The organism is Mycobacterium sp. URHB0044, from assembly GCF_000620625.1.
GTDB lineage: Bacteria > Actinomycetota > Actinomycetes > Mycobacteriales > Mycobacteriaceae > Mycobacterium.
The window spans coordinates 1-12,142 of record NZ_JIAW01000026.1 but is presented as its reverse complement, the minus strand read 5'-3'; the positions used below and the strand labels follow the sequence as shown (position 1 = coordinate 12,142).

The 12,142-nt window shown below is 67.5% G+C and carries 10 protein-coding genes and 1 pseudogene; 9 read left to right on the top strand and 2 right to left on the bottom strand.

Annotated features, from left to right (window positions below; translation table 11 throughout):
- Positions 1-3 precede the first annotated feature (3 nt).
- On the bottom strand, positions 4-1,446 hold the full coding sequence (locus N536_RS0132560; protein ID WP_029117447.1) for an aromatic amino acid lyase: 1,443 nt from the start codon (positions 1,444-1,446) through the stop codon (positions 4-6).
- A 166-nt stretch (positions 1,447-1,612) separates the two neighbouring features.
- Between N536_RS0132560 and N536_RS0132555 the strand changes: the two genes are divergently transcribed.
- From N536_RS0132555 to hutI, 9 genes are read left to right on the top strand one after another with little or no spacing between them, the layout of a single operon-like run.
- Entirely contained in the window at positions 1,613-2,293 is a 681-nt protein-coding gene (locus N536_RS0132555) for an IclR family transcriptional regulator (RefSeq protein WP_029117446.1), read from the top strand.
- Positions 2,290-3,411, top strand: coding sequence for an ABC transporter ATP-binding protein (locus tag N536_RS0132550; RefSeq protein ID WP_029117445.1), 1,122 nt, complete (start codon positions 2,290-2,292; stop codon positions 3,409-3,411). Before N536_RS0132555 ends, N536_RS0132550 begins: the two co-directional genes overlap by 4 nt.
- Positions 3,408-4,052, top strand: a complete 645-nt coding sequence (locus N536_RS0132545; protein ID WP_029117444.1) for an ABC transporter permease — start codon at positions 3,408-3,410, stop codon at positions 4,050-4,052. Before N536_RS0132550 ends, N536_RS0132545 begins: the two co-directional genes overlap by 4 nt.
- Complete coding sequence (locus tag N536_RS0132540) at positions 4,049-4,777, top strand: ABC transporter permease (RefSeq protein WP_231514704.1); 729 nt, start codon at positions 4,049-4,051, stop codon at positions 4,775-4,777. Before N536_RS0132545 ends, N536_RS0132540 begins: the two co-directional genes overlap by 4 nt.
- Positions 4,778-4,816: 39 nt before the next feature.
- Positions 4,817-5,737 carry an ABC transporter substrate-binding protein gene (locus N536_RS0132535; protein ID WP_029117442.1) on the top strand — a complete coding sequence of 307 codons (921 nt, stop codon included), beginning with the start codon at positions 4,817-4,819 and terminating at the stop codon, positions 5,735-5,737.
- Positions 5,738-5,765: 28 nt separating this feature from the next.
- Complete coding sequence (hutU, locus tag N536_RS0132530; protein WP_155948843.1) at positions 5,766-7,433, top strand: urocanate hydratase; 1,668 nt, start codon at positions 5,766-5,768, stop codon at positions 7,431-7,433.
- The gene (locus tag N536_RS0132525; protein ID WP_029117440.1) at positions 7,430-8,668 is read left to right on the top strand and encodes an allantoate amidohydrolase; all 1,239 of its coding nucleotides are present in this window, start codon (positions 7,430-7,432) and stop codon (positions 8,666-8,668) included. Before hutU ends, N536_RS0132525 begins: the two co-directional genes overlap by 4 nt.
- Complete coding sequence (locus N536_RS0132520) at positions 8,665-10,038, top strand: formimidoylglutamate deiminase (protein ID WP_197040281.1); 1,374 nt, start codon at positions 8,665-8,667, stop codon at positions 10,036-10,038. The genes N536_RS0132525 and N536_RS0132520 overlap by 4 nt, the downstream gene beginning before the upstream one ends.
- Positions 10,035-11,228: an imidazolonepropionase gene (hutI, locus tag N536_RS0132515; RefSeq protein WP_029117438.1), complete on the top strand. Its 1,194-nt coding sequence runs from the start codon at positions 10,035-10,037 to the stop codon at positions 11,226-11,228. The genes N536_RS0132520 and hutI overlap by 4 nt, the downstream gene beginning before the upstream one ends.
- Here the strand turns inward: hutI and N536_RS42710 are convergent.
- Positions 11,225-12,142: pseudogene (locus tag N536_RS42710) on the bottom strand (hypothetical protein); the annotation flags it as partial. The gene hutI and the pseudogene N536_RS42710 overlap by 4 nt on opposite strands.

Below are 12,142 nucleotides of genomic sequence, written 5' to 3'. Positions count from 1 at the left end.
CGCTTAGTCCGGGATGAGCCGGCCGAGGTCGTCGAGGAGGGGCCCCGCGGCCACGAGATCGCCACGGAGATCCCGGTCGCCGTCGTCCCATGGCAGGTCCCGGGTGAGCGCGACGGCCTCGGCGGCCACACCGGCGAAGCGGTCGTGCAGACCACGTTGGCGCAGCAGCCGTATCGCCCCAACCAATTCGCAACACAACAGCACGCGGTAGGCGGCCACCGACCGCTCGAGTTGGAGCGCGCTCTGCGAGGCGAAGGTCGCGTCCTCCTCCATGCCCCGCGACAGCACGAGCGTGCCGACGGATGCGGGTTGCGCCGCCGCGCGGATTTCGGCGATCGCCCCCGCGGCGACGTACTCGACCATCATCAGCCCGGACGATCCGTCTTCGACGTCGGCCAGAAAAGCGTTGCCGCGGTTGGTCTCCGGGTCGTTGAGCATCCGGATCCGGGAGTGGGTGATCGGCGCGGTCAATGCCATCGCGAGGGTGGTCCCGTCGAGTTCGAGTGACAGGGACGCCTGGTAGAACGCGCCGTGATGGACCACTTGGTCACCATCGGGGTCGAACAGCGGATTCTCCTGTGCGGTGTTCAGTGTTCGTTCCAGCTGCCCGACAAGGGAATTCAGCGTGGCGACGACGCTCGCCTGGGCGACTGGATAGACGCGCAGCCCGTACGGATCCTGGATGCGTGCCGGGCTGTGATCGGGCTGCCCGGCGTCGATGAACAGTGACCGCAATCGAGAAGCGACCGCGTCGACCTGTGGCGCGGCCGCGGCACGAGCGGCAGCCGCCGAGAACGCCGACGGGTTTCCGTCGAGCGCGAGGAAGCTGAGCATGTAGATGACACTCGATGCGCGTTCGAGTCTGGCCAGTTCGGCCACTGCGAGACAACTACGGCCGACGGTCAGTGCGCTGCTGCTCATGAAGGGCAGTGCACTGTCGGCGCCCCACGGCTCCATGGGGGTCAGCGGTCTGGTGGCCGGCCGCTCGCCGATCAAGGTCAGCGCGGTTCCCGCGAGGGCCGCCAGGTCACCGGTGCCGATCGATGCGTAATGGAGCAGCTCCGGCAGGGCGTCGTCGTTGAGCATCCGCTCCAGGCCACCAAGGATGCACGGATCCAGACCAGCTCCCGGCACGCACAGCTGAACGAGCCGGACCGCGAGCATTGCGCGAACCGTCCTGTCGTCGAGCGGATCGCCGGCATCGGCCGCGTGGCTGCGCAGGAGGCGCATCCCGTAGTCGGCGTCGCTGGCCAGCACCGGGGTGCTCCGGTTGGCGCCGACACCGGTGGTCCTGCCGTAGGTGGCGAATCGCGAGCTGAGGTCTTCAGCCTGTTCGTGTACGCGCGTGACGGCCTCGAGGATCTTCGGTGCCACCGAGACCTGTTCGCGCCGGTCTGCGAGCGCTACGACGTCGGCAATACTGCCCGTCCCGTTCAGCACGATCATGGAAAAATCTCCTCGTTTCTCTATCGCAGAGGAGCGATGCGCTCTATCATCACCGAAAGTCCTGCAATTCCGCTAGATGGAAATCAAATTTTACCTAGTGGCAACGCGGAGGAGGCCGGACGAAACGTGGGGACCGTAGATTCCGTCCCGACGAGAGGAGATCACGGTGGCTGAATCGCCCACCCGGACAGTGGAGCGGGCGCTGGCCCTGCTGGCGACCGTGTGTGATCGCGGGGCAGCGAATCTCGCCGACGCCGCGCGGGAGGTCGAGCTCGCACCGAGCACGGCTCTCCGGCTGCTACGCACGCTCGAGACCACCGGCTTCGTGAGCAAGGACGAGTCCGGTTTGTACCGGCCAGGTGGCCGCATCATCCAACTCGGGGCGCAGGCGCTGAGCAACGAGTCGTTGATCGACCTAGCCAGGCCGGCCATGGAAGACGTCGTCGCCGAGACCGGAGAGTCGGCGTACCTCAGCGTCGAAGGGCATGCCGGGACCGCGCTCTACATCAGCATCGTCGAGGGAACCCATTCCGTCCGTCATGCCAGCTGGATCGGTCGGACCGTACCCCTCGATACCTCCGCGGCGGGACATGCGTTGCGGGGCAAGGTTCCCGACGACGGGTACGTCGTCGTCGAACGCGGCGTCGAAGCCGACGTCACTGCGATCGCGTGCCCGGTGTACTCCGAGGCCCGGATAGTTGCCGCACTGAGCCTGGTCGTTCCGAGCTACCGGCTCACCGGGGCGCAAGCGAAACGGCACGGTCAGATGTTGCTCACAGCCGCGGCGGACGTATCCGCACGGCTGAGTCGTACCCCGAAATCAAGCCATCCAGAAAGTCCGTCATGATCACTTTCGACCAAGTCTCCAAGGTCTATCCCGACGGCACCGTCGCCGTCGACAAGCTCACCCTCGCCGCGCCCAGTGGCAAGATCACCACCCTGGTCGGCCCGTCCGGGTGCGGCAAGACCACCTCGATGCGGATGATCAACCGGCTGATCGAGCCGACCTCGGGCACGATCGAACTCGACGGCGTCGACACCCAGACCCTCGATCGCGTGGCACTGCGGCGACGGATCGGCTACGTCATCCAGAATGCCGGCCTGTTTCCGCACCGCACGGTCGTGGACAACGTCGCCGCCCTGCCGCGGCTGCTCGGCGGCAGCAAGAAGGAAACACGTTCCAAGGCAATGGAACTGCTGGAGCTCGTCGGCCTCGACGCCAAGTTCGCCGGGCGGTATCCCTGGCAGTTGTCCGGCGGTCAACAGCAGCGCGTCGGTGTTGCGCGCGCACTCGCCACCGACCCACCCTTCATGCTGATGGACGAGCCGTTCAGTGCCGTCGACCCGATCGTCCGAAGCCAGCTGCAGGATGAGTTCCTGCGTCTGCAAGCGGACATCTCCAAGACGATCGTCATGGTCACCCACGACATCGACGAAGCCCTCAAGCTGGGTGACCAGGTCGCGGTGCTTCGGGAGGGCGGAACGCTGGCCCAGGCGGCGACGCCCGCCGAGCTGCTCGCCGCGCCCAACGACGCGTTCGTCGCCGACTTCGTCGGCTCCGCGCGCGGCTACCGGGCGCTGGGCTTCCACATTTCCGATGACCTGCTCAAACTCACCGACGAACCAACCATTACCGTGGGCCAACCCGTTTCGACACTGCCCGCCGTGAACGGTCGATGGATCCTGACGGTCGACGCGAAGAACGCACCGATCGGCTGGGTCGACACGGCAAGCGTGCGTGGCGATTCCGTTCAAGACAGCGACGTCAACCTGTGCGCCACGACGGCCCGGCGCGGCGATCCGCTGCGGGACATGCTCAACTCGGCACTGTCGAGTCCGAGCGGGCGCTGCGTGGTCACCGACGAGTCGGGGACGCTGCTCGGTACCGCGACCGACCACGACGTGATCGACGCGATCAAGCGGGCGAAGGACGCGAGCAGGTCCGGCGGGCAGGTGTTGGCATGAATTGGATCTCGTCGAACATCGATCGGATCATCGAACTCACCATCAGCCATGTCTGGCTCACGCTGATCCCGACCGTCCTCGGCCTCGTCGTCGCGCTGCCGCTCGGGTGGTGGGCGCATCGGTGGGGGCGCGGTTACGGGGCCATCGTCGGAACGGCAGGCCTGCTGTACACCATTCCCTCGCTGGCATTGTTCATCATCCTGCCGGTGATCCTCGGGACGAAGATCCTCGACCCCATCAACATCGTTGTCGCACTTACCCTTTACACCCTGGCCCTGTTGGTACGCGTGGTGGCCGACGGATTGAGCTCGGTGCCGCACGACACCGTGGCGGCCGCCGAGGCGATGGGGTATCGCGGCTGGCAGCGACTGCTCCTCGTCGAACTCCCCGTCGCCGTTCCCGTGATCGCGGCTGGCCTGCGGGTGGCCGTTGTGTCCAACGTCAGCATCGTGACCATGGCTGCGCTGCTTGGCATCCCGCAGCTCGGCTCGCTGTTCACCCAAGGGTTTCAGCTGAGGCTCTACGTCCCGCTCGTCACCGGTGTGGTCCTCTGCGTCGTGCTCGCGGTGATCTTCGACGGCCTGATCATCTGGTTGAACAAGCTCCTCACCCCTTGGCGGCAAAGGACGGTCACGTCGTGAACATCGTCGGCTGGCTTACCGACCCGGCCAACTGGGCGGGCTCCGGTGGCATCCCCGCTCAGGTGGGTTACCACCTGCTGTACTCGGGCATTGCGCTTCTGGTCGCGTTGGCCATCGGGGTTCCGCTAGGAATCGTGATCGGCTACACGGGTCGCGGTGAAGCCGTGGTTGCCGGGTTCGCCAACGCATTGCGCGCACTCCCGACGCTGGGGCTTCTGGTGCTGCTCTTCCTGGTCATCTCCCCGGTCGTTCCCGGAAAGCTCGTCTACGTGCTGCCGACCATCGTCGTGCTCGTACTCCTGGCCGTCCCGCCGATTCTCAGCGGGACGTACTCCGGCATCCAGACCGCCGACCCGGACGCGGTGGGCGCGGCACGCGGGATGGGTTTCACGAAACGTCAAATCCTGCTGCGGGTGCAGCTTCCGTGTGCCCTGCCACTGATGATCTCCGGAGTCAGAAGCTCGACGCTGCAGATCGTTTCGACCGCGACCATTGCGGCCTATCTCGGCCTGCAGGGCCTCGGCAGGTTCATCCTCGACGGCAGGGCACAGGCAAGTTTCGCCGAAATGGCCGGTGGCGCCATCCTCGTCGCCGTCCTCGCACTCGCGCTCGAGTTCAGCTTCGCCTGGCTCGGTCGCATCATCGTGTCACCGGGGCTGCGGCGCACCGCGTCGAAGTCCACGTCACCGCTCGCCACGGCCGTCCCCGAGCCGGTCACCACCTAGGTGCCGTCCGGCGCCGACCCCACCCATCAGGAGAACACCATGAACAAGCGCACGACACTCTCGGTCCTTGCACTCACCTCGATACTCGCGCTGTCCGCTTGCGGTGGTGGCGGCGATCCGATGTCGGGAGGCGGCAACAACTCCGGATCCTCGGGTTCGGAGATCATCGTCGGTTCCGCCGACTTCACCGAAAGCCAGCTGATCGGCAGCATCTACTCGCAGGCATTGCAGGCCAAGGGCATTCCGGTCAAGGAGCAGTTCAACATCGGCAGCCGCGAGGTATACATCCAGGCGTTGAAGGACGGGTCCATCGACCTCGTCCCGGAATACTCCGGCGCTCTGCTGAGCTACCTCGACCCGAAGTCGACCGCAGCCACCCCGGATTCGGTGTCGAGCGAACTCAAGGGCAAGTTGCCGTCGGGCATCTCGATGCTGACGCCGTCACCGGCGGAGGACAAGGACGTCGTGGCCGTCACGAAGGCCACCGCCGACAAGTACAAGCTGAAGACGATCTCCGATCTCGCCCCGGTCGCGGGTGAACTCGTCCTCGGCGGCCCGCCCGAGTGGAAGACGCGCGTCCAGGGTGTCGTCGGCCTGAAAGACGTGTACGGACTGACGTTCAAGGACTTCGTCAGCCTCGACGCCGGCGGCACGCTGACCATGACCGCACTCACCAATGGTCAGGTCCAGGCAGGCGACCTCTTCAGCACCGACCCCGGTCTGGTCTCGAACAACCTCGTCGCCCTCGAGGACGACAAGAACCTGTTCGCCGCCGAGAACGTCGTCCCACTGATCAAGTCCGCCAAGCAGAACGACAACGTCACCAAGACGCTCGACGAGGTGTCAGCCAAGCTCACCACCGACGACCTCATCTCCATGAACGCCGAAGCCGCCAAGGGCACCAACCTCTCCGACATCGCCAAGAAGTGGCTCGCCGGAGCAGGTCTCGGAGCACAGTAAGCACCACTCGTTAAGGATTTCATCACTCATGGCAACAATCGCTGGTCCCCGTCCCGTCCGCGCCGCGCGCGGAACCGAACTCACCTGCAAGGGCTGGCAACAGGAAGCCGTCCTACGCATGCTGATGAACAACCTCGACCCCGAGGTCGCCGAACACCCCGACGACCTCGTGGTCTACGGCGGCACCGGGCGGGCGGCACGCAGCTGGCCCGCATTCGATGCACTGGTCCGCACGCTGCGCGGTCTCGAAGACGACGAGACCATGCTGGTGCAGTCCGGTAAGCCGGTCGGCGTGTTCCGCACCAACGTCTGGGCTCCGCGCGTCCTGATCGCCAACTCCAATCTCGTTGGCGACTGGGCCAACTGGGAACAGTTCCGCAAGCTGGAGGCCGAAGGGCTCACGATGTACGGCCAGATGACGGCCGGGTCGTGGATCTACATCGGCACCCAGGGCATCCTGCAGGGCACCTACGAGACGTTCGGTGCCATCGCGAAGAAGAGGTTCGGGGGCACCCTGGCGGGCACCATCACGCTCACCGGTGGGGTCGGTGGCATGGGCGGCGCGCAGCCGCTGGCGGTCACCATGAACGAAGGCGTCGCGATCTGCGTCGACGTGGACGAGTCTCGCATCGACCGTCGCATCTCCAAGCGCTACCTCGACGTCAAGGCCAAGGATCTCGACGACGCTCTCGCCCTGGCCATCGAGGCGCGAGATGCCAAGCGGGCGTTGTCGATCGGGGTGGTCGGCAACGCCGCCGAGATCTTCCCGGCCTTGCTCGAGCGGGACGCACCGATCGACATCGTGACCGACCAGACGTCTGCCCACGACCCGCTGTCCTACCTGCCCATCGGCATCGAACTCGACGACATGAAGAAGATGGCCGAGAAGGACCCGGTGTACTTCACCGAGCAGGCGCAGGAGTCGATGGCCAAGCAGGTCGCCGCCATGGTCGGATTCCTCGACAAGGGTGCCGAGGTGTTCGACTACGGCAACTCGATCCGCGACGAGGCCCGAAAAGCCGGTTACGACCGCGCATTCGACTTCCCCGGATTCGTGCCCGCCTACATCCGGCCGCAGTTCGAGGAGGGCCTCGGACCGTTCCGGTGGGCCGCGCTGTCCGGTGATCCCAAGGACATCGCCGCCACCGACAAGGCGATCCTCGAGCTGTTCCCCGACAACGCACACCTCAAGAGGTGGATCACCATGGCCGGTGAACGCGTCGAGTTCGAAGGCCTGCCCGCCCGCATCTGCTGGCTCGGCTACGGCGAACGTCACCGTGCGGGGCTGAAGTTCAACGAGATGGTCGCGTCGGGGGAGCTGTCGGCGCCGATCGTCATCGGTCGCGATCACCTCGACTCCGGTTCGGTGGCCTCGCCGTACCGCGAGACCGAGTCGATGCTCGACGGCTCCGACGCGATCGCCGACTGGCCCCTGCTCAACGCGCTGCTCAACACCGCGTCCGGTGCCACGTGGGTCTCGATCCATCACGGCGGCGGCGTCGGCATGGGCCGCTCCATCCACGCCGGACAGGTCTCCGTCGCGGACGGAACCGCCCTGGCGGCCCAGAAGCTGGAACGCGTACTGACCAACGATCCCGGGATGGGCGTCATCCGGCACGCCGACGCCGGATACGAGCACGCCACCGCCGTCGCGGCCGAGCGAGGGGTGCGAATCCCCATGCAGGAGACCGAATGACGGGGACTTCTCCTTCCGCATTCGACTCCCTCTGGGGCGCGATCCTCGACGTCGGCCAGGACAAGGACACCCGCGGCTATCGCCGATTCGCCTGGTCCGATGCCGACCTGACGCTGCGGGAATGGTTTTGCGGCTGTGCCGCCGAGCGGTCCATGGACGTCGAGGAGGACCGCAACGGCAACCTGTGGGCGTGGTGGCTGCCACCGGGATGGACCGGTGAGCCGCGCAACGCCTTCGTCACCGGCTCGCATCTGGATTCGGTGCCCGACGGCGGAGCGTTCGACGGGCCGCTCGGCGTCGTGTCCGCGTTCGCCGCGATCGACATCCTGCGGGCAAGAGGCGTGGTTCCGACGGTGCCGGTGGCCGTTGCCGCATTCTCCGACGAGGAGGGCGCGCGATTCGGCGTCGCCTGCGTCGGATCACAGCTGTCGACGGGCGCGCTGAGTGCCGACCGGGCCCGCGGGCTAACCGACATCGACGGCATCACGCTCGCCGAGGCGCTGACCCGCGCTGGGCGCAATCCCGAGCACCTCGGCGCGGACACCACCCTCACCCACCGTGTCGGCGTCTACGTCGAACTGCACGTCGAGCAGGGCCGCGCGCTCGATCTCGTCGACCGCCCGATCGCGGTGGCCTCCGCCATCTGGCCCCACGGGCGGTGGGAGTTCACCTTCTGCGGTGCGGCGAACCACGCCGGCACAACGCGTTTGGCCGACCGGCACGACCCGATGCTGGCGTTCGCGTCGTCGGTGCACTCCGCCCGCACCGCCGCGGCGCGGCACGAGGCGGTCGCCACGTTCGGGAAGGTTCTCGTTTCCCCCAACGGTGCCAACGCCATCCCGTCGCGCATCCGCGCCTGGCTCGATGCCCGCGCCGCGGACGAGGCGACCCTGACCGCACTCGTCGAGCAGATCAGCGCCGAAGCCCGCGGCCACGCGGCCCAGGACGGCATCGACCTGGAGGTGATGGCCGAATCGATCACTCCCATCGTCGAATTCCCCGAAGGCCCCCGCGCACGTCTGCAACGGGCACTGGCGCGCCTCGGCGACATCCCGGTGCTGCCGACCCAGGCCGGACACGACGCGGGCATCCTGTCCGCCAAGGTGCCGACCGCAATGCTGTTCGTGCGCAACCCAACCGGAGTATCGCACTCGCCGGAAGAACACGCCGAGCCCGACGACTGCAATCTCGGCGCCGAGGCACTGGCCGACGTCATGGCGGAGTGGGTGTCGTGACGACGTTCTGGTGCGAGCATGCCTGGCTAGGAGACAGCACCGTTTCCGACCGGGTCCTGATCACCGTGTCCGACGGACGAATCAGCGCGATCCAAGCCGGCACGGCCGCGTTGCCGTCGTCGCACCGGCTGCCGGGACTCGTCGTGCCGGGGTTGGCGAACGCGCATTCGCACGCATTTCACCGGGCCCTGCGCTCGCGGACCCAACGTGGGCACGGTTCGTTCTGGACCTGGCGGGACCTGATGTATCAAGCCGCCGACCGGCTGGACCCGGACACCTACCGGCGCCTCGCTCGCGGTGTATACGCCGAAATGGCTTTGGCCGGAATCACTTCGGTGGGGGAGTTCCACTACCTGCACCACGACGCCGACGGCACGCCGTATGCGGACCCCAACGCGATGGGCCACGCACTGATCGGTGCGGCCGCCGATGCCGGTCTCCGGTTGACCCTGCTGGACACCTGCTACCTCAGTGCCGGTGTGGACGGGACACCGTTGGCGAGCGGGCCGCAACGGCGATTCGGTGACGGCAGCGGCGACGCCTGGGCGGAGCGGGTGGAGGCACTGCACGGCGACGCGGCCACGTCGGATGGGCCGGACGTCATCGTCGGCGCCGCACTGCACTCGGTGCGCGGAGTGCCACTCGAACACATGCCGGCCGTGGTGGAGTGGGCGGAAGCGCATCAGGCCCCGCTGCACGTCCACTCGTCCGAGCAGACCGCCGAGGTGGACCAGTGCCTCGCGGTACACGGCTGCACCCCAACGGCATTGATGCGCGACGCCGGCGTCCTCGGGCCGCGCACCACCGCGGTGCACGCCACCCATCTCACCGACCAGGACCTGTCCGACCTCTCGTCGACCACGACCGGGGTCTGTTTCTGTCCTACCACCGAACGCGACCTCGGCGACGGCATCGGCCCCGCGGCGGCGCTGCTGGCCGGCGGCGGTTTGTTCAGCCTCGGGTCGGACTCACATGCCGTGATCGACATGTTCGAGGAAGCCCGCGCCACCGAACTCGACGAACGCCTGGCCCGCCGCGAGCGTGGCATCATCACCGCCGAGCGACTGCTGAACGCCGCCACCATCGACGGCCAGCATGCGCTCGGCTGGACCGACGCCGGAACGTTGACCGTCGGCGCACGTGCCGATTTCGTTGCGGTGAACCTGAATTCGATCCGCACGGCGGGCGGTGCCGCGGCCGCGGAGACCGTCGTCTTCGCCGCCACGGCCGCCGACGTCACCGACGTCATCGTCGACGGACGGACCGTCGTCGCCGACGGCCGCCACCTCGGGGTCGACGACCCCGCGGCGCAGTTGGCCGAGGCGATATCGGGGTTGATGGACGCACCTACGAGGGAGCATGCCCGGTGACAGTTCTCTACCGCGGAATCGGTGAGCTCGTTACCAACGATCCGACCCAGGGCGACGGCACCGCGCTGGGCGTCATCGAGGACGGCGCCATCGTCGTCGACGACGACCGCATCGTCTGGGTGGGGCAGCAACGGCACGCGCCCGACGCCGACATAAGCGTGGATTTCGGCGGATCGAGCGTGATCCCCGGATTCGTCGACAGTCACGCACATCTCGTGTTCGCGGGTGAACGGTCGGCGGAGTTCGCGGCGCGGATGACCGGCGCGCCCTATGCCGCGGGTGGCATCGCCACCACTGTCGCCGCCACCCGCGCCGCCGACGACGCGACCCTGGACGCCGGGGTCGAGCGGCTGGCCGGCGAGCTGCTGCGCGCGGGGGTCACGACCTTCGAATGCAAGAGCGGTTACGGGTTGACTGTTGCCGACGAAGCCCGCTCGCTGACGTTGGCCGGCCACCACACCGCGGAGACGACGTTCCTCGGCGCCCACGTCGTGCCACCCGAGTTTCGGGACGACCGGGACGGCTACGTGGATCTGGTCGCAGGGCCGATGCTCGAAGCGTGCGCGCCGCTAGCCCGGTGGATCGACGTCTTCTGTGACAAGGGCGCCTTCGACGTCGACGAAACCCGAGCCATCCTGAGCGCCGGGGTCGCCGCCGGGCTCGCACCGCGCCTGCATGCGGGACAACTCGGCCCCGGCGGGGGAATTCAGCTGGCCGTCGAACTGGGAGCGGCCTCGGTCGATCACTGCACCTACGCCTCGGATACCGACATCGAGGCGCTCGCCGCCGCGGCAGGCACCACCGTGGCGACGTTGCTGCCCGGCGCCGAGTTCTCCACCCGCGCGAAGTGGCCGGACGCAAGGAGATTCATCGACGCAGGCGCCACGGTGGCTCTCGCGACCGACTGCAATCCCGGAAGCTCGTTCACGACGAGCATGTCGTTCTGCATCGCGGTCGCGGTGCGGGACATGAACTTCAGCCCCGCGGAAGCCCTGTGGTCGGCGACGGCCGGTGGCGCCGCAGCGCTGCGACGCGACGACGTCGGGATGTTGTCCGCGGGCCGTCGTGCCGACTTCGTTCGCCTGGACGCCCCGTCGTACCTGCACCTGGCGTACCGACCGGGTGTACCGCTGGTGGGTGACGTGGTGGTCGCCGGGAGACGTCCAGCCCGAGTTCTGCCGCCGCCTTAGGCGGCTTTGCCATCCGGCGGATCTGGATCTCCGGAGTGGCGAGTCATGTTGTCGCCGTTGATCGCCGGGTCGTCGGTGGCTGTGTGATCGCTGGGCGCCGAATCGTTCAGGTCCCTGGCATCGTGGGGTGCCGTCGCCGACCGTTCGTCGCCCGCGCGCTCGTCGTCAGCCGGCGGCGCCTCGTAAACCGGCGGGTCGTGCGGACTGCAGGTCTGATCGGGTGCTGACGGTTCGTAGGCTGCCCACGCGTCGATCCAGTCCTGTGTGGTGATCGTGCGGTCGGGTGGGGTCGGTTCTTTGCGCGCGTGCTGGTCGTCATCCGGCGGCTCGTCGTAAACCGGCGGGTCGTGCGGACTGCAGGTCTGATCGGGTGCTGACGGTTCGTAGGCTGCCCACGCGTCGATCCAGTCCTGTGTGGTGATCGTGCGGTCGGGCGGGGTCGGCTCGTTGCCCGCGCGCTGGTCGTCATCCGGCGGCTCGTCGTAAACCGGCTCGTGCGGACTGCAGGTCTGATCGGGTGCTGACGGTTCGTAGGCTGCCCACGCGTCGATCCAGTCCTGTGTGGTGATCGTGCTGTCGGGCGGGGTCGGCTCGTTGCCCGCGCGCTGGTCGTCATCCGGCGGCTCGTCGTAAACCGGCGGGTCGAGCGGACTGCAGGTCTGATCGGGTGCTGATGGTTCGTAGGCTGCCCACGCGTCGATCCAGTCCTGTGCGGTGATCGTGCTGTCGGGCGGGGTCGGCTCTTCCACCTCGTGCTCATTGTCAGCTGGCTGCTCGTCGCCCGCGCGCTCGTCGTCGGGTACTGGGGGTGTCCATGCGTCCACCGGTGGTGGGCGGAGCTTTTCGGGTTGGTGGTAGTCGTTGATGCGCGCTTGTCCGGTGTCCAAGTCGGGGGGTGGGATCCACTCCACTTC

Excerpts from the sequence above, each read along its gene's own strand:
- N536_RS0132560 (WP_029117447.1), bottom strand. The coding sequence starts at position 1,446 with ATGATCGTGCTGAACGGGACGGGCAGTATTGCCGACGTCGTAGCGCTC.
- N536_RS0132545 (WP_029117444.1), top strand. The coding sequence starts at position 3,408 with ATGAATTGGATCTCGTCGAACATCGATCGGATCATCGAACTCACCATC.
- N536_RS0132550 (WP_029117445.1), top strand. The coding sequence starts at position 2,290 with ATGATCACTTTCGACCAAGTCTCCAAGGTCTATCCCGACGGCACCGTC.
- N536_RS0132525 (WP_029117440.1), top strand. The coding sequence starts at position 7,430 with ATGACGGGGACTTCTCCTTCCGCATTCGACTCCCTCTGGGGCGCGATC.
- N536_RS0132535 (WP_029117442.1), top strand. The coding sequence starts at position 4,817 with ATGAACAAGCGCACGACACTCTCGGTCCTTGCACTCACCTCGATACTC.
- hutU (WP_155948843.1), top strand. The coding sequence starts at position 5,766 with ATGGCAACAATCGCTGGTCCCCGTCCCGTCCGCGCCGCGCGCGGAACC.